The 17,074-nt window shown below is 41.6% G+C and carries 15 protein-coding genes, 2 tRNA genes and 2 rRNA genes (1 of these 19 cut by a window edge); 1 reads left to right on the forward strand and 18 read right to left on the reverse strand.

The genetic code is table 11. The annotated features are described in order from the left end of the window. From BST97_RS07780 to BST97_RS07845, 13 genes are all read right to left on the reverse strand, one after another. Positions 1-12, reverse strand: a 23S ribosomal RNA gene (locus tag BST97_RS07780); it reaches 2,818 nt to the left of the window's first position. A 211-nt stretch (positions 13-223) separates the two neighbouring features. After that, positions 224-297, reverse strand: a tRNA-Ala gene (locus BST97_RS07785). A 131-nt stretch (positions 298-428) separates the two neighbouring features. Next, a tRNA-Ile gene (locus tag BST97_RS07790) sits at positions 429-502 on the reverse strand. A 147-nt stretch (positions 503-649) separates the two neighbouring features. Next, positions 650-2,175, reverse strand: a 16S ribosomal RNA gene (locus tag BST97_RS07795). The 16S and 23S rRNA genes sit together here with 2 tRNA genes alongside, the layout of an rRNA operon. A gap of 849 nt (positions 2,176-3,024) precedes the next feature. Beyond that, positions 3,025-4,359 carry an MATE family efflux transporter gene (locus tag BST97_RS07805; RefSeq protein ID WP_085766710.1) on the reverse strand — a complete coding sequence of 445 codons (1,335 nt, stop codon included), beginning with the start codon at positions 4,357-4,359 and terminating at the stop codon, positions 3,025-3,027. Positions 4,360-4,411: 52 nt separating this feature from the next. Then, positions 4,412-5,281 (reverse strand): PPK2 family polyphosphate kinase, encoded by an 870-nt coding sequence (locus BST97_RS07810; RefSeq protein ID WP_085766711.1) that lies wholly within the window; start codon positions 5,279-5,281, stop codon positions 4,412-4,414. 3 nt (positions 5,282-5,284) lie between these two features. Further along, positions 5,285-6,451 (reverse strand): sigma-54-dependent transcriptional regulator, encoded by a 1,167-nt coding sequence (locus tag BST97_RS07815; RefSeq protein ID WP_085766712.1) that lies wholly within the window; start codon positions 6,449-6,451, stop codon positions 5,285-5,287. After that, positions 6,451-7,326 carry a DUF6268 family outer membrane beta-barrel protein gene (locus BST97_RS07820; RefSeq protein ID WP_085766713.1) on the reverse strand — a complete coding sequence of 292 codons (876 nt, stop codon included), beginning with the start codon at positions 7,324-7,326 and terminating at the stop codon, positions 6,451-6,453. The genes BST97_RS07815 and BST97_RS07820 overlap by 1 nt, the downstream gene beginning before the upstream one ends. Positions 7,327-7,353: 27 nt before the next feature. Beyond that, positions 7,354-8,205: a mechanosensitive ion channel family protein gene (locus tag BST97_RS07825; protein ID WP_085766714.1), complete on the reverse strand. Its 852-nt coding sequence runs from the start codon at positions 8,203-8,205 to the stop codon at positions 7,354-7,356. A gap of 7 nt (positions 8,206-8,212) precedes the next feature. Beyond that, on the reverse strand, positions 8,213-9,508 hold the full coding sequence (locus tag BST97_RS07830) for an ABC transporter permease (RefSeq protein WP_085766715.1): 1,296 nt from the start codon (positions 9,506-9,508) through the stop codon (positions 8,213-8,215). Then, positions 9,501-10,430, reverse strand: coding sequence for an ABC transporter ATP-binding protein (locus BST97_RS07835; protein WP_085766716.1), 930 nt, complete (start codon positions 10,428-10,430; stop codon positions 9,501-9,503). Before BST97_RS07835 ends, BST97_RS07830 begins: the two co-directional genes overlap by 8 nt. Positions 10,431-10,532: 102 nt before the next feature. Continuing rightward, positions 10,533-11,126 carry a DUF2911 domain-containing protein gene (locus BST97_RS07840; protein WP_085766717.1) on the reverse strand — a complete coding sequence of 198 codons (594 nt, stop codon included), beginning with the start codon at positions 11,124-11,126 and terminating at the stop codon, positions 10,533-10,535. A gap of 103 nt (positions 11,127-11,229) precedes the next feature. Continuing rightward, the gene (locus BST97_RS07845) at positions 11,230-12,036 is read right to left on the reverse strand and encodes a tRNA pseudouridine synthase A (protein WP_085766718.1); all 807 of its coding nucleotides are present in this window, start codon (positions 12,034-12,036) and stop codon (positions 11,230-11,232) included. Positions 12,037-12,188: 152 nt separating this feature from the next. Between BST97_RS07845 and BST97_RS07850 the strand changes: the two genes are divergently transcribed. Beyond that, entirely contained in the window at positions 12,189-13,094 is a 906-nt protein-coding gene (locus tag BST97_RS07850) for an IS982 family transposase (protein ID WP_085765317.1), read from the forward strand. A gap of 50 nt (positions 13,095-13,144) precedes the next feature. Here BST97_RS07850 and BST97_RS07855 read toward each other — a convergent pair whose 3' ends face one another. The 5 genes from BST97_RS07855 to BST97_RS07875 all read right to left on the reverse strand — a co-directional run bounded on the left by BST97_RS07855 (position 13,145) and on the right by BST97_RS07875 (position 16,902). After that, complete coding sequence (locus BST97_RS07855; protein ID WP_085766719.1) at positions 13,145-13,783, reverse strand: HD domain-containing protein; 639 nt, start codon at positions 13,781-13,783, stop codon at positions 13,145-13,147. A 107-nt stretch (positions 13,784-13,890) separates the two neighbouring features. Beyond that, positions 13,891-14,619 carry a head GIN domain-containing protein gene (locus BST97_RS07860; protein WP_085766720.1) on the reverse strand — a complete coding sequence of 243 codons (729 nt, stop codon included), beginning with the start codon at positions 14,617-14,619 and terminating at the stop codon, positions 13,891-13,893. A 27-nt stretch (positions 14,620-14,646) separates the two neighbouring features. Then, complete coding sequence (locus BST97_RS07865; RefSeq protein WP_085766721.1) at positions 14,647-15,750, reverse strand: hypothetical protein; 1,104 nt, start codon at positions 15,748-15,750, stop codon at positions 14,647-14,649. After that, positions 15,734-16,318: a hypothetical protein gene (locus tag BST97_RS07870; protein WP_085766722.1), complete on the reverse strand. Its 585-nt coding sequence runs from the start codon at positions 16,316-16,318 to the stop codon at positions 15,734-15,736. The genes BST97_RS07865 and BST97_RS07870 overlap by 17 nt, the downstream gene beginning before the upstream one ends. Further along, positions 16,315-16,902, reverse strand: a complete 588-nt coding sequence (locus BST97_RS07875; RefSeq protein ID WP_157111538.1) for an RNA polymerase sigma factor — start codon at positions 16,900-16,902, stop codon at positions 16,315-16,317. The genes BST97_RS07870 and BST97_RS07875 overlap by 4 nt, the downstream gene beginning before the upstream one ends. Positions 16,903-17,074 lie beyond the last annotated feature (172 nt).

Consider the following 17,074-nt stretch of genomic DNA (forward strand, 5'->3'; position numbering starts at 1 on the left):
TTTTGCTTGTAATGTCCGGGTCATACATGACAACGATATCATATATGACGCCCTTCTTGTATCTCTACAAATTGTTTCTTATTGTCCCGGATACGTAAACGTATCCGAAACGCTCGTTTTGATCTTTTCAGTATGTCAAAGAACTTTTTTTCAATTAAGAATTCATGTTTATGAATCTAGAATTGAAACGATCCAACTACGCACAAGGCTTCGTCGGACATAGTGGAGAATATCGGAGTCGAACCGATGACCTCCTGCGTGCAAGGCAGGCGCTCTAGCCAGCTGAGCTAATTCCCCATTTTTTAGTTATGAGTTATTAGTTATGAGTTATGAGTATACCCTACCCTTAACCTACCCAACTTCTAAAATTTCCTTTATTCTATAAATGAACATTATGCGATTTAGGCTTTCGCGAAAGCGTAAAACAGTAGTCTCGGGCAGACTCGAACTGCCGACCTCTACATTATCAGTGTAGCGCTCTAACCAGCTGAGCTACGAGACTCTATGTGGACCACCCGTGGCGGACCCAAGATCTTAATTGACAGCGCCTCCTTAATCGAAAGCTTTTAAAATAAACACGCCGATCGGGCGTCGCGGAAAAGGCAATGGAATCCCTCTCTACTTGGTTCCGTTATTTCAGGAACTCCAGAAAGGAGGTGTTCCAGCCGCACCTTCCGGTACGGCTACCTTGTTACGACTTAGCCCCAGTTACCGGTTTTACCCTAGGCAGCTCCTTGCGGTCACCGACTTCAGGTACCCCCAGCTTCCATGGCTTGACGGGCGGTGTGTACAAGGCCCGGGAACGTATTCACCGCATCATGGCTGATATGCGATTACTAGCGATTCCAGCTTCACGCAGTCGAGTTGCAGACTGCGATCCGAACTGTGATGGGGTTTGAAGATTCGCTCCTCCTCGCGGAGTGGCTGCTCTCTGTCCCCACCATTGTAGCACGTGTGTGGCCCAGGACGTAAGGGCCGTGATGATTTGACGTCATCCCCACCTTCCTCACGGTTTGCACCGGCAGTCTCGCCAGAGTCCCCGGCATGACCCGCTGGCAACTGACGATAGGGGTTGCGCTCGTTATAGGACTTAACCTGACACCTCACGGCACGAGCTGACGACAACCATGCAGCACCTTGCAACATGTCCGAAGAAAAGTCTGTTTCCAAACCTGTCATGCTGCATTTAAGCCCTGGTAAGGTTCCTCGCGTATCATCGAATTAAACCACATGCTCCACCGCTTGTGCGGGCCCCCGTCAATTCCTTTGAGTTTCATTCTTGCGAACGTACTCCCCAGGTGGGTTACTTATCACTTTCGCTTGGCCACCCAGCCCTCAATCGGGCCGGACAGCTAGTAACCATCGTTTACGGCGTGGACTACCAGGGTATCTAATCCTGTTCGCTACCCACGCTTTCGTCCATCAGCGTCAATATATTGTTAGTGGCCTGCCTTCGCAATCGGTGTTCTATGTAATATCTAAGCATTTCACCGCTACACTACATATTCCGGCCACTTCACAATAATTCAAGACGTCCAGTATCAATGGCAGTGCCGGAGTTGAGCCCCTGCATTTCACCACTGACTTAGACGCCCGCCTACGGACCCTTTAAACCCAATGATTCCGGATAACGCTTGCACCCTCCGTATTACCGCGGCTGCTGGCACGGAGTTAGCCGGTGCTTATTCTTACGGTACCGTCAACTCCCCACGCGTGGAGAGGCTTCTTCCCGTACAAAAGCAGTTTACAACCCATAGGGCCGTCTTCCTGCACGCGGCATGGCTGGATCAGGGTTGCCCCCATTGTCCAATATTCCTCACTGCTGCCTCCCGTAGGAGTCTGGTCCGTGTCTCAGTACCAGTGTGGGGGATCTCCCTCTCAGGACCCCTACCCATCGTAGCCTTGGTGAGCCGTTACCTCACCAACAAGCTAATGGGACGCATACTCATCTCATACCGTAACCTTTAATCAAATAGCGATGCCGCTTCTTGATACCATGAGGTGTTAATCCAAATTTCTTCGGGCTATCCCTCAGTATGAGGCAGATTGTATACGCGTTACGCACCCGTGCGCCGGTCGCCATCTTCCAGCAAGCTGGAAATGCTGCCCCTCGACTTGCATGTGTTAGGCCTGCCGCTAGCGTTCATCCTGAGCCAGGATCAAACTCTTCATCGTGATGTCTCTTTTGTTTTAACAATGAGATCTGTTGTACAGGATCCCACTACCTCCTCAAATGACGACAACCCGATCGACATATCGTGTCTATTCTATATACTTTCTTTATTATTGCTGTTCTTACCTTGAAGATTTCCCTGCCTATATATCTAGGACGGGAATCCTCAGAACTGTGCTGTCAACCAATATCTCAATGAACCTCTACCGGAACTTGTAAAACCAGAATCAAAAAGGACAAAATTCAATTTGTTTTCCCTTGTGATATTCCAGCCTTCCAGTGAACTTCTGCCTCGTAAAACATATCGTTGTTTCGCTAAGCGGGTGCAAATATACAGACACTATTTCTTTCCAACCAAAACTTTTTGCAAAATAATTATAGGTTTTTTTGACTTCTTTAGCCACCCCTCTAAAAACCAAATGCTTAGACCACAAAAAAAAGCGAACTTTTTTTGACTCCAACCCCCATTACTTCAAAACAACCCTCCAAAAGCTTCTACAGCCTTGATGGACCAAAAATCAGGGCTCGATAGAATATCTGCCATTAGGCGCGGAACCCATAAGCCAGCTTAGTAGACTTGAATCAATCTCAAGGTTGCGATATCTAGAACCTGAATTGGGGTTTCATATTCATCAAAGCCTTATACAAAGTTTACTCGGTCTAAAGACCAGGCGTGAAATTGAAGCTACTTGACTTTACTATACTTTGATGGACTATCGCTTTGCAAAGCGTATATTTATAGGGGAGCTAGACTCAAAGATTAAAACAGATGAGGCTTTGAAGAATCACTTCACCATGTCAATTTACCTCAGAAGTATTAATGATAACATCCAAGAAATCATTTTATGGGATCAGTTTAGCTTATTGCTGAGCAGGTATCTATAACGTAAGTACATCATCACGCTTGAAGCGGTTAGTCCCGCGCACAGTCCAATCCATATTCCTGATAAAGCCAGATCAGTTTTCAAACCTAAATAGTAAGATACCGGCAAACCGAGAAGTCCATAAGACACCATACAAATCATACTAGGCACCCAAACATCTTGTAGACCTCTTAGCGCACCTAGTATTACAACTTGAAATCCATCTGAAATTTGAAACAGGGCCGCAATCAACAGAGCAGACGCCGCAAGTTGAATAACGCTAACTTCTTTAATATATAAGAGTGGCAATAGATCGTTCAGCAAAACAAAAAGTGTTGCGAACAAGATCTCCAGTACCAGCGTCATCAAGAATATAGAACGAGCGATGCGCTTGAGATCGATATAATTCTTCAATCCTACTTGATTTGAGACTCTAATGGTTGCCACCACACTTAACCCTACTCCAAACATGAATGTTATTGCAGACAAGTTCAATGCTATCTGATTTGCCGCTTGATACTCTGTTCCTAATTTACCTGAGAGAATTATCGCCGCAGTAAACAATGACACTTCAAAGAACATTTGCATGGCGGTGGGGAAACCGATATTCAACAACTTAAGTACCGATCGTTTTGAGAACTTGATCGACTTATCGAAGAATTTTTTGAGTTCTCGCTTTCGCGAAAGCGTAAGATAAATAAACAGAAACATCAAAACTCTTGATGCAAGTGTGCCAATAGCGGCCCCTTCTACCTCAAGCCTTGGAAAACCCCATTTACCGTATATTAAAAAGTAATTGAGTAATACGTTAACCGCATTTGCACCAATTGCCGCATACATAGGAATAGTGGTGATGGAAAGACCGTCTGAAAATTGCTTGAGACCTTGAAAAAGCATTAAAGGTATCAATGAAAGAGCCACCCATCGCATATAGGGTATTGCCAGTTTTACAACTTCTGGCGGTTGATCCATATGGTGTAGGATAGGTTCTGCCAAAAAGAGCAATCCAGAAAGTATCATACCTAGAACTACGCAAAGCAAAAAGCCGTTATCCAAGTAAGATCGGGTTTTATCTAGAGTCCCATTTGAATGAGTTTCTGCAACTAGTGGTGTTATGGCAAAGGAAAATCCTATACCGATGGACATAGCTACAAAAACAAGGGTATTGCCCAGTGAAACTGCAGCGAGCTGAGCTGCACCCAACTTTCCCACCATAATGTTATCAGCAAGTGCTACAATTAAATGAGCAATCTGACCCAAGACTATCGGGTAGGCTAATTTTACGTTTGTGGGTAATTCTCTTGTATAATCTGAAAGTCTCATCTAGCAACTTAAGCCGACGAAATTAGTGGGATTTTCAGGAAAAAAAGATCAATTATTCAGAATTGAGCTGGTCTTTGTAAAGCTGAAGGTTATTTTGTTCAAGCTCTGAAAGTTCTGGAAAATCGATATCCTTATATTTATTTAGTTCTTCCAATAAAATCCTAGCGACTATAAGTCTTGCCATAGGCTTATCATCTGCTGGGATGATGTACCAGGGCGCTTCTGAGTTATGAGTATGTTTTATTGCTTCTTGATAACAGTACTGATATTTATCCCACAGCTTTCTTTCCGCAAGATCTCCTGGTGAGAATTTCCAATTTTTTTCAGGTTTGCGCAAACGACGTAACAGACGATTCTTTTGCTCGCCCTTGCTTAAATGGAGAAAAAACTTAAAGACAATTGTACCGTTCTGAACAAGTTCCGTCTCAAAATTATTGATTTGATCAAAACGCATGTCCCAAAAGTTTTGATCGACATCATCAACATTATTAATGCCTGGGAGCTTTTCAGCCATCAAATATTCTGGATGAACTCTTGTCACCAAAACATTCTCGTAATGGGTACGATTAAAAATACCGAAGGTTCCTTTTTGAGGTAGTTTCACGTAGTGCCTCCACAAATATCCATGACTGCGCTCTAATTCTGTAGGAACCTTGAAACTGTGCTGTTCTACACCACGCACATTAAAATCCTTGAACACCTCGCGAACCAAACTATCCTTACCTGCAGTGTCCATTCCTTGGAAACAAGCGAGTACCGAGTATGTATCATTCGCAAAAAGTTTTTCTTGAAATTTTGCGAGATCTCGACGCACTTGATCTAGTTCAGCTTTTGCTTCAGATTTTGAAAGGGTAATGCTGTCACGCGTTGGGATTTGTGATAAATCAACATTTGCAGATGCAAGGTATTTCTTAGTATCCATAGACTATTGCTTACTAGCAAAAAGGGTCACATCTTTTTTTGAGATTTCATCTCCCCCTAAAATAATCAACCTTTCTACTACATTACGCAGTTCTCTAATATTACCCGTCCAGTCATACTCTTTCAAGAGTTTTAGAGAATCTGAAGTGAATTTTTTTGCACCATTGCCTTGTTCTTGCGCTATCTTTTTAGCGAAATGTTCTACCAATAATGGTATATCATCTCTGCGATCATTGAGAGAGGGTACATTTATCAAAATGACAGCTAGGCGATGGTATAAGTCCTCACGAAACTTTTTGTCCTCTATTTCTTTCTTTAGATCCTTATTAGTCGCAGCGAGAATACGCACATCAACCTTAATGTCCTTGTCGCTACCTACGCGCTGAATTTTATTTTCTTGAAGAGCTCTCAGAACCTTAGCCTGCGCTTTGAGACTCATGTCTCCTATCTCATCCAAGAAGATCGTACCACCATTTGCGGCTTCAAATTTACCTGCACGATCTTTATTTGCTCCTGTGAAACTACCTTTAACATGACCAAAAAGCTCACTTTCAATAAGTTCACCTGGTATTGCTGCACAGTTTACCTCAATAAACGGTGCCTTGCTCCTATTGCTTTTTTCATGCAGCCAGTGTGCTACAAGTTCTTTACCTGTACCATTACCACCGGTAATGAGTACCCGAGCATCTGTAGGTGCGACTTTTTCAATAATATTCTTAATAATGGTAATGAGCTCAGACTCACCTACCATCTCATAATTTTTACTGACTTTCTTCTTGAGCCTGGTGTTCTCTGTCACTAAAGTTTTCCTATCAAGAGCATTCCGCACTGTGTTCAACAGGCGATTCAAGTCTGGCGGTTTAGAGATATAATCAAATGCTCCGAGCCTCATGGTATTAACGGCAGTCTCAAGATCACCATGTCCAGAAATCATCACAACGGGTGTATCAGGCTTGATTTTTTTAATTGCTTCAAGCACCTCCACGCCGTCCATTTTAGGCATTTTGATATCACAGAGTACCAGATCGTAGTCTTTTTCTTTAATCATTTCTATACCGCTGAGGCCGTCCTCAGCTTCAGAAACGTTATAGTTTTTACTTTCTTCGGCTAGAATTTTAACCAGAACCCTGCGTATTGCACTTTCATCTTCTATTATGAGTATTTCTGCCATTAAATTTTAAATTTTATACCAGCTCGAGAATAAAACGTATTGGTTTCGTTAATAATTTTCACATCATCCCCATCTGTGTTACGCAATCTTATCTCATTTAAAAACGTGTAACCAGCATAGACATAGACTGATATGTGCTTGGTAAAATTGTATTGATAACCTGGTCCTGCCATCGCTGTAGTCATGGATATGTTATCCCCTATCCCTCCATTTGTATCTACATCGTTCTGAATATTTGCATAAAAACCGTCAAGTCTTGCATATAACTGAACGCTATTTTTATCGTCAAATCTGTATCTAAGATTCATTTTGGGCGCACCTAAGGTAAAACTCCAGTCTTTCTTAAATTCTCTATAGTAATTCAAATATGGCAATGGAAAGGGTCTTCCTACGGTAGTGCTGTACTGTACACCTACCACGAGTTGCCAGGGCTTCCCTCCATCATCTCGTTTCTTCTCATTCTTAATAAAATATGCTGATGCTGATACAAAGTAATCATCTTTAACCGGCTTTGCCTCGTCAAAGTCAGAAGCTATCAAAACCCCAGCTCGGGAACCAAAACGCCAGTTATTCTTCAGCGGTTGTGTATAACCTAGAGCTATCTCGTAGCTTTCGTACCTATCGGTTGAGAATTCTTGGAAACGTTCTGTGTCACGTATCACCATGTGAACATTCCGATACTCGATAAACGGCACGAAATAAGTCCCTTCCCCTACTTTGAGAGGAATATTTGCAAATGTTCTGAACCTTCTGAAGCTGTTATCAGATTTTCTCTGCGGGAAATACGTATATTCAGCTCTGAAGAGATCTGTTCCTTGTGCGTCCGCTTTCGCGAAAGCGAGAACTAAAAATAAAGCTGCAAGAACACTTTTCATATCAAGAAGTCTTTTGAGCTCAGAAAATCAATTGCGTGTGTCATAAAAATGAACATCCCTTTGTGGGAATGGTATTGTGATGTTATTCTCCCTAAATGCCCGGTCTATCGCAAATCGTAGATCACTTTTAATACGTGGATCAGTGAAACTGTCCTCAACGAAAAAATAGACTCCAAAATCTAGAGAGCTATCCCCAAAGTTATTGAACATCACAAATGGTTCAGGACTATTTAAGATAGCTTTAGACTTGTTTGCACAATCTAAAAGCACTCTCTCGACCAGTTTTGTGTCACTTCCATAAGCGACGCCTACTTCAACCACTTCTCTAGTTTTAGGGTGGTTTTGTGTATAATTATAAACGGTTTCTGTAAGAAATAGATGGTTAGGAATTACAAGAATCTTATCGTCGCGGGTAATGATTCTTGTACTGCGCAGCTTGATCTCAAAAACACGGCCTACTTTACCGTTCATCTCGATAACGTCATTAACAAGCACTGACTTATCAATAAGAATGGTTACGCCTGCAATAATATCCTTGAACAGATCCTGCAATGCAAAACCAAGACCCACAAAGAGCACAGCCGATGCCGTGAAGAGCGCCGTAAGATTGACACCGTTAGTACTCAGTACGATTACGATGACAATGATGTAAACGACATAGTTGAAGAACTTAAAAATGCTGTCAAATTTGCGTTTGTCAGCAATGTCCATTTTTCTCGTGAAAAAGCGTTTTACAAAATTTAGAAATATAGAAGTTAATACGATACCTATGACCGCAAGGATTACCATCCAAGTATCAAGATGAAAACCCTCTTCACCTTTTTGACCTATGATTGGGTAGTTCAAAAAATCCTTAATCTCTTGCCAGTTGATATCCATTCCTCTCTTAATACTTAAGCCACTTGTAGAGCTCTTTCCAGTTTGTTTTTTTGCCGTACATCAAGATACCTATGCGATAGATTTTTGCAGATATAAATATCATTAAAAATATAGATCCATAAAGTATAGTCATACTTAACAAAATCTCCCATATGGCAATTTCTCCAAAGGGTATGCGCATCAACATTACTATGGGAGACGTCAGTGGAATGTATGAGAAAACCACCGCAACCGTTCCATGTGGACTATCCATAACTGAAAAGAATCCTACGTAAATAGCAAGCATCAACGGTAAAATGACTGGCAACATAAACTGTTGTGTATCTGTCTCGCTATCAACTGCAGCACCGATAGCTGCATAAATAGACGCATAGAGAAAATACCCCCCTATGAAATAGATAAAAAAACAAATGATCAATTTAAGTAATGGCAACTGAGCTACGTCGTTAAGTATCAATTCAATTTTAGAAGCATCTTGTGTTGTTGCGATAACATCTGCATTTGCGGGAGTCGTAAATGCGTCTACTCCTAAGATCATAGAACCTACAGTTACTAAAATCCCACCCAGGACTACCCAAATAGCAAACTGAGTAATTCCAGCAAGGGATGTACCCGTAATTTTTCCCAGCATCAAGTACTTAGGCTTTACACTGCTTACAATGACTTCTATGATTCGATTGGTTTTTTCTTCAATTACAGATCGCATCAACATATTGCCGTAGATAATGATAAACATCATTAAGAGGTATCCAGCAGCTCCACCAGTCGCTATCTTTATCCAGCCTGCTTGTTTGCTGGTTTGTTCTCCACTGAATTTTTGAAGTTTTATATCGTTATCCACCTGAGCATTTGCAATGGCAGTGAGATCAAGACCTTTTGAGAGGTAATTACCTTCAGTAGCTTTTTTATTGATTTTGTTTTCAATTGCTTCTATAAATCCTGACGATGGCGAGTCATCTGAATAAAAAATAGCTTGATCCAATCCCTGCTGATTGCCGTTGAGCAATAAAAGACCATAATAATCTGCCTCGCTGCTGGCAGTAACAGCCATGTCCTGAGACATATCTTCTAGAAGTATGTAGTCTGTACGTTCTGTATCTTCAAAGAGAGCCGCATAATCTTGACCCGTAGAATCTAAAATGGCCACCTTACGCATTTCATCAGAATTAATACTGGTCAACCAACTTATCAATAAAACAACGCCCACAAAAATCAACGGACTTACAAATGTCATGATCACAAACGTGCGATTACGTACTTTATTGAGATACTCTCTTTTAAGTATAAGCCAAAGTTTATCCATGATTGCGTACCGTTTGAATGAAAATATCGTTTACGCTCGGAATAATTTCACTAAAATGAACCAGTTCTCCTAGTGAGGTCAACACATTTAAAACTGACGGAAGCGTCACTTCCTCAGGTAACTGTATCGTAAAATCGAGAGTAGAATCTAGTCCTTTGAGCTGGGTAGATTGAGGTTGCAAATCCGTTGGGACTTTTTCAAATGTAGATTGAGCATCATTTGTAATGAGTGAAACAGCATAAGATCTGGATCTGAATCTTTGTTTAACCTCATTCAACTTTCCTTCAAGAACAAGGTGTGACTTGTTGATCAATGCGATATGGTCACACATTTCCTCAACACTTTCCATGCGGTGCGTTGAGAATATGATGGTTGCTCCCTGATCCCTCAGGTTGATAATCTCATCTTTTATTAAATCTGCATTAACTGGATCAAAACCTGAAAATGGTTCATCAAAAATCAATAATGATGGCTCATGTAACACCGTTACGATGAACTGGATTTTCTGCGCCATACCTTTAGAAAGCTCTTGCAACTTTTTGTTCCACCAGCCTTCAATCCCCAGTCGGTCAAACCAGTATTGCAATCGTGCTTTTGCCTCGCGCTTAGATAGACCTTTGAGCTGGGCAAGATAAATGCACTGCTCACCTACTTTCATAGTTTTGTAAAGGCCTCTCTCCTCAGGCATGTACCCTATATCGGCAATATGTTTGGGATGAAGAGGCTCTCCATTGAGCAGGACTTGACCTTCATCGGGCATGGTAATCTGATTGATGATTCTGATCAGACTGGTTTTACCAGCGCCATTAGGTCCCAAGAGTCCGAAAATACTTCCCTTGGGAACTTTAAGCGTCACGTCACTAATCGCAGTGTAATCGCCATAAGTTTTTGTAATGCCTCGCGCCTCGAGTGTATATTCCATTGAAAATTATATCAAATCGGGCTAAAATACCAACTTTATAGGTTTAATCATTACGTATAAAACATCAATTACATTTAAGTTCTTAAATGTAAAAAAACTACACTACATCATTATAGGTAATTCTGCGCGATAATAACCCCAACCTATAAGCATGTGAATCGCTTTCTTCTCATCAGGGTTGTATAAAGAAATACTTAACTCATCAACAAAATCTTTTACTTTTCTAACGGGAATCTTTGCTGCGACTACATCAAAGTCTGATTCATAGGAATAATTTCCCCAGCCATCATTTTCTTTATTGATACGGATTTCCCACTCATTTTCATAAGGAACGACAATCATGGTATATCTTCCTGCAGGCAACTTTTGCCCGTCTATCATTGCAGAGTCCATAAGCAACAACTCTGTACTCTCATTTGCTCCCAGCCTCCACGGCTCACCTATTTTTAAAACACCGTCTTCTCGGTTATCACTATCGCGCAAAAGTTCTCTCCCGCTCAAACTAGGCCTACTATAAAGTACCCGAATCTTAGGCTCAAGACTTTTACGTTGCACAGCAGTTTTTGCAAATTTTCTTTTGGCGGCATTAGCTGGGTAATAAGCCGCATCCATAGGGCTTTTGTCCAAAGGCGCAAATTCCTGTGCGCTCCCGATCAGACTCATTAAAAAAATCCCTAATACTAATATGTTTTTCATCTCGTGAATTTTTATTTGTGGTTAAATATAGTCAGCAATTGAACAACTATTATATGAACTAAGGATTTTGAATTGTTTCGCTTTCGCGAAAGCGTAGAAAATTTTACAGAAACTCAGATTTGTAAAGCATCAATCCGCTGGCGGGTGCGATATGTGCCAGATGGATGCGGTTACTACCATCGAGCGTGTGCTCAAGTTCCTTCAGTGAGACTTTTCCTAAGCCTATGTCAAATAGCATCCCCATCATAAGTCTCACTTGGTGCCTCTTAAACCCAGACGCTTTTACACGATATAAAAAGCTGGTTTCTGGAAAAAAATTTGCGGTGAAAAGATCGTTCACCACAATTTCCGACTTCTCGATATGAACCGTGGTCTCTGTCGTCGAGCTGGGTTTATATACATAGGACCAGAAATCATGATTACCTTCAAACTTTTTTGCAGCTGTTTTCATGAGTTCAATATCAAGAACCTCCTTTATATAGACCATCATGGAAGCACAGAAGGGATGAAATTTTTTACCATGTGAAAAGAGGTAAATGTATTCCTTGTGTTTACTAGCTTGAATAATGTTGAAATCTGCATCTGTTTCCACAATTTCCAAAGCTCTGATATCGCTGGGTAGATTTAAATTGAAATTTTCAAGAAACAACTCGGTATCCAGAGGTTCCTCCTGCTCAAGGAACAATTCTATCCAGGTCTCGTTTACAGAAACCTTAGCATCTGTACGACCCGCGGCAAGAACTTTAAAGTTTGAATGGTCAAATACAAAGCGTAACGTGCGCAGCACCATGCGCTCTACAGTAGGAATCCCACCAGGCTGCTTTTGCCAGCCATGAAAGCGGAAACCCAAATACTGCAATTTGATTAAAAAATATTGACGCTTTTTTTCGTCAAATGGATTGCGCTTCATGAGTACGTATTAAAACTTTTCATTTGGGAATTTGGCAAGATACTATTCCTGACCCGTTGTGCTAGTTAAAATTAAAAAACAGATTAAAAAAAGACCGTGCATTTTGTTGATATTCAGTATATTAATGGTGCCTAATCTGTAATTCTGATACCATGCACGATCTACCTGCAATGTACAAAAAACACCTTTCCTACCTCATTGATCTCTACCAAACCGTCACGGTGGACGGAAACTTCATCAAGCGACCGGTCAACACGAAAATGAATGACCTGGAGGTCATGGCACTCGCCATTACCGGAGAGGCGGCCTCGATCCCCAGCGAGAACCTATTGTTTGCCGAGATAAAGAAGCACTTTCGCGAGGACTTTCCCATGCTGGTCGACCGCACCAGGTTCAACCGGCGCAGGCGCTCGCTCGAGCCACGCTTCAAGGAGTCCGCGGGACTCTTGGGCGACCGTATGGATGATGGCAGATCTGCCCTTCTGGTGGACTCGATGCCCTGTCCCATCGTGCACAACGCCAGGGAGCACCGCATGAAGATCTGTATGGAAGATCTGGGCACGGCTCCGAGAAAGGGCTACTCGGCGGTTGACCGCCTCTACTACATTGGATACAAGCTCCACCTGCTCATGAGTACGCAGGGCATCTTCCATGACATGGCAGTGACCCCAGCAAACGTACACGACATAAAGTTCCTGAAGGAAAGGCAGTACGACGGTAGCGAGGAGAGGCAGATCATCGGCGATCGAGGCTATATATCCAGGGAGCTCCAGGCAGATCTGTTCACAAGCTACGGTATAGAACTTCTCACCCCACCCAGGAAAAACCAGCTGGTCAAAAGCGCATTCTCGCCCGAGAGGAGAAAGAACCGTAAGTTTATAGAGACAAGGTTTTCACAGTTATGCTCCCAGTTCTCCATCAAGATCAACCTGGCAAAGAGCTTCAAGGGCTTCCTGACAAGGGTCTCAAGCAAACTGGCCGCAGTTGCCATGCTGCAGATGTTCAATAGGGAAAACAACAGACCAATAAATAGGATCAGGCATGCATGGAACTACTAGCACAACGGGTTATTCCTGATATCATTAAATGAAAACACTGTTTGATCAGATTATTCAGCATTCCATTCTACATAAAACTGATCTAGAAATTGTAACATGAAATTATGACGTTGTTGGGCCTTTAAACGACCAGGTGTTGTATTCATGAGATCCTTCAGCAATAATAGCTTTTCATAAAAATGATTGATTGTAGGAGCTACGCCATTTTTGTATTCTTCTTTAGTCATATATAATTGTGGCGGCACTTCTGGATCGTAAATTTTATTGTTTTTGAAACCACCATAATTGAAAGTGCGTGCAATTCCTATCGCTCCCATGGCATCGAGTCGATCTGCATCTTGAACAATTTGTAACTCAAGTGTTTTCTCTCTGTCCTCATCATGACCTCCTTTAAATGAGATATGCTTCACAATATGGACAATACCTGACTTTTGAGCATCAGTGATCGTCAATGCTTCTAAATATTCTGAAGTTATTTTGGGACCTATAGTTTCATCTCCATTGTGAAACTTGCTATCAGCAATATCATGTAATAAAGCACCTAATTCAACAACTATTTTGTCTGCTTGTTTAAAATGGGCAGCAATGGATAGCGCATTTTTTCTAACCCGGTCTATGTGGAACCAGTCGTGTCCACTTTCTGCATTTTTAAGGGTGGCCTTTACGAAATCTTCTGTTTGTTTGATCATTTGCTACAATAGGTTTTAATAGTTACGCTTTCGCGAAAGCTTAAAATAAAAAAATCCCTTCCATCTCATAGATAAAAGGGATTGCTTATGTAAAGACTTTAGGCAGTCTACATCTTAGATATATCGCCACTGCCAATAACGGATTTCTTCATACTGCTGGTGGATCCTTTATAGCGTAGATCGCCTGAGCCGGCAATACTGGCCTTCATGTTGCCACCATTGCAGTAGACTGAAACATCACCACTACCTGCGATGCTTGCCTCTACGTTATTTGCCTTCATGCCAAAGGCTTCAATATCACCACTGCCGGCCAGACTCGCATCAAGATTTTCAGTACGGCCTTTTAGTTTAATATCTCCACTGCCCGCGAGGGAAACGTTGAGCGTTTCAGATTCTGTATGCAAATTGATATCTCCGCTACCGGCAAGTGATAACTTGAATTTACTGTTGCGCAAAACCATATCGCTGTAAATGTCACCGCTTCCCGCAAGGCTCACACCACTTATTTTCTCTACTGGCACGGTGACCTTTATTCCTTTACGAGTGCTGATATTAATTCCCTTTTTTACACCTACTATGAGTTTGCCTCCTTTAGTTTCTATCTCAAGGTGCTCCATGATGTTAGATTCTGCCTCTACCTTTATTGAACCTTCTGATCCATCTACCAGTTCAACATCAAGACTGTTATTAACCGAAACGAAATCATAATCGCTGGTTTCAAAGGTTTTTGTAATGACATCACCGTTTCCTTTAACGCGTTTACCGCTTCCCCACCATTGGGCGCTTGCGATATGACAACTTGATATTATTAAGATTAATGTGAGTACTTTTTTCATGATTCTATAGTTTTAGGTTTATTAAAATTAGTTTCTTTTTAGTGATACGCTTCCAAATTCGCTTTTGATCTTTATCATTCCAGAACTACTAGATCGTCCCACATAACCTGAAATGCTTTTTTCTGTATGATCTTTTGAGGAATTTGTTATTTCTGCATCGCCAGAAGTATTGATCCCTGCAAACTCGGTATCTATATCAAACCTAAAGCTTGCATCTCGATGGTAAATCAAGTCTATTCCAGTATAGTCTGACCGTACGTTAACGGACTTGATATTTTTACCCAATTCCCTAACTTTTAATGTTCCGAAATCCGCTGTTATATCCAGTTTTTCCAGTACCACACCCAGTCTGCTGGTCGTATAATCTGCGCGCCCTACCACACTGATACTTTCTTCAGTTTCTACAGTTCCAAAGTCTGCCTTGTAGTTAAGCCTCTCAGTTTTGTGAAGTCGAGCTTTTGTGTAGTCACCTTTAAACTCCAGCTGCTCACAATCATAGAGATCAAAGTCACTAAAATCTGCTCTGATAATTCCAGACTTCATATAATCAATGTGTGAGTTACGCGTGTAGTCAAAACTCAGTTCATTCTCTCGAGCCATAAGTTGGCCAATATCCAGTCTACCGTAATCGCAGCTTATATCTGCACGTCCTTCTAATTTATCGATGATAACAGCGCCATAATCATTGCTTAAGTCTAGAGAAGCGGTAATCGGCATTTTAACCACATAATCGATCTTCACTTTCCCATTATAGCCGCGGTTGTTATTGCTTTTGAACAAATCCCAGAAACTGAAATCATCGTCACCACTGTTTTCACCATTAAAGGTTCTGGCCTCTACCATTTCACTTGAGCTAGTAAAACGTACATCGATGTCCTTGAGCTGTTTTTCTACTCGAGATTCATCATCACCATTAACCTCAACCACGATTTCAAAAGTTACCTGTGGTTGATCCCAGGTGGTGATAGTAACATTACCAAAGCTGTTACTGATCTTCACCATTCCATCTGCATTGAGGGAATATTGCTTGGATAGTTTTTTGCTTTTGGTATACTTGCCTCTGCCGTTTCCCGCTAAGTTCAAAGCAGGCACCAAAAGTAAAAGTGCCAGTATCTTATATAAATTCTTCATTTCTATTTTCTTTTAGCATTTTGAGTTGTTCAATCTGTTGTTGCGCTTTTTGGAGCACATCGATCCTACTTTGAAAGTTAGCAATCATCGCTGCGATAACAGTTTTGTTGTCACTATTAGCCTTGAAATCCTTTTGGATCTTCTGGTAATCATCCTCTAGTTTTTTGAGAATCTGCTTAGTATCTGCAATGATCAGCTCGGTTTCAGGAGACTGTTGCTTGTTAAGTTGCTCCAGCTCATAGGTTATGGTGCTGGTAAAAAAATCTTGGGTCTGCGCCATTTCTGGTGAAACATCTTCAAGACCTTGATCAAAATCTTTTAGGTTTTGAGCATAATTAAAGCCTCCCAGTCCAACAAGTATCGCCAGCCCAGCAACCAGTCCCCATTTGAACAAGCTTGTCATGGAAATTACCTTCCCTTCTTCTGGTTTGTCAGCTATTATTTTTGAATCTGTATTCTGCTCTTCACAGGCGGCCTCCAGTTTTTCCAAAAAACGGTTTCTGTGCCCGCTAGGCATTTGTTCTGTATCAAAATCTTGTTCTGCAAACCACTTCTCTAATTCTTTCATATCGCTTGCAATTTTTGTCTTAAACTATCTTTTGCTCTTGAGATCGTCGTGCGGCAGGCACCATTTGAAATACCTAAAATCTCGCTGATCTCTTCATTATCCATACCCTCAATCAAACTCAGGGTCAACACTTCTCTGTACCTATCGTTCATGGCTTTCATGATTTCAAGGACTTTTTTAGCAGTCATTCCAGCGCTCTCCATGTCGATTTGCTGGTCTGGAACAGCTTCCATCTCATAGGAAACGCTATCATAATCTACCTTTTGCATCTTCCTATGTTTCCTTAAGTGGTTCAAACTGTTGTTCACTACGATGCGTTTAAGCCAGGCGCCGAAGGTTGCCCTACGGTTCCACTGTGACATTTTCTGAAAGGCGGTAATCATACTTTCCTGCATGATGTCTTCTGCCTCGCCCTCATCTTGTACGATGCGCAGCGCCACGTGATACATCCCCTTACAATATTGGTCATAAACCGCCATCTGGGATTTGCGATCTCCCTGCTCGCACAGATCATAAAGCTGTATTTCAGTTTCAGTAAGCGTCACTCGGTTAGTGTTACGACATAAAGATGCGTATATATCCATGTTGTTACACCAGCATGGCAAGAAATTTGAAAATTTTCAGGTCGCGGTATGCGATTCCTGAAATGCAAGAGGATATTTTCCTTTTACAAAACGCTGATTTTCAGAATGATGATTGATATAGTTATGCTTTCGCGAAAGCGTGCAAACCACAATCCACCGCAACCTAATAAAT

The sequence above is a fragment of the Nonlabens spongiae genome, from assembly GCF_002117125.1.
GTDB lineage: Bacteria > Bacteroidota > Bacteroidia > Flavobacteriales > Flavobacteriaceae > Nonlabens > Nonlabens spongiae.

Bases quoted from the DNA above. Each gene is read 5' to 3' on its own strand.
- BST97_RS07805 (WP_085766710.1), bottom strand. From the start codon at position 4,359: ATGAGACTTTCAGATTATACAAGAGAATTACCCACAAACGTAAAATTA.
- BST97_RS07810 (WP_085766711.1), bottom strand. From the start codon at position 5,281: ATGGATACTAAGAAATACCTTGCATCTGCAAATGTTGATTTATCACAA.
- BST97_RS07815 (WP_085766712.1), bottom strand. From the start codon at position 6,451: ATGGCAGAAATACTCATAATAGAAGATGAAAGTGCAATACGCAGGGTT.
- BST97_RS07820 (WP_085766713.1), bottom strand. From the start codon at position 7,326: ATGAAAAGTGTTCTTGCAGCTTTATTTTTAGTTCTCGCTTTCGCGAAA.
- BST97_RS07825 (WP_085766714.1), bottom strand. From the start codon at position 8,205: ATGGATATCAACTGGCAAGAGATTAAGGATTTTTTGAACTACCCAATC.
- BST97_RS07830 (WP_085766715.1), bottom strand. From the start codon at position 9,508: ATGGATAAACTTTGGCTTATACTTAAAAGAGAGTATCTCAATAAAGTA.
- BST97_RS07835 (WP_085766716.1), bottom strand. From the start codon at position 10,430: ATGGAATATACACTCGAGGCGCGAGGCATTACAAAAACTTATGGCGAT.
- BST97_RS07840 (WP_085766717.1), bottom strand. From the start codon at position 11,126: ATGAAAAACATATTAGTATTAGGGATTTTTTTAATGAGTCTGATCGGG.
- BST97_RS07845 (WP_085766718.1), bottom strand. From the start codon at position 12,036: ATGAAGCGCAATCCATTTGACGAAAAAAAGCGTCAATATTTTTTAATC.
- BST97_RS07850 (WP_085765317.1), top strand. From the start codon at position 12,189: ATGCACGATCTACCTGCAATGTACAAAAAACACCTTTCCTACCTCATT.
- BST97_RS07855 (WP_085766719.1), bottom strand. From the start codon at position 13,783: ATGATCAAACAAACAGAAGATTTCGTAAAGGCCACCCTTAAAAATGCA.
- BST97_RS07860 (WP_085766720.1), bottom strand. From the start codon at position 14,619: ATGAAAAAAGTACTCACATTAATCTTAATAATATCAAGTTGTCATATC.
- BST97_RS07865 (WP_085766721.1), bottom strand. From the start codon at position 15,750: ATGAAGAATTTATATAAGATACTGGCACTTTTACTTTTGGTGCCTGCT.
- BST97_RS07870 (WP_085766722.1), bottom strand. From the start codon at position 16,318: ATGAAAGAATTAGAGAAGTGGTTTGCAGAACAAGATTTTGATACAGAA.
- BST97_RS07875 (WP_157111538.1), bottom strand. From the start codon at position 16,902: ATGGATATATACGCATCTTTATGTCGTAACACTAACCGAGTGACGCTT.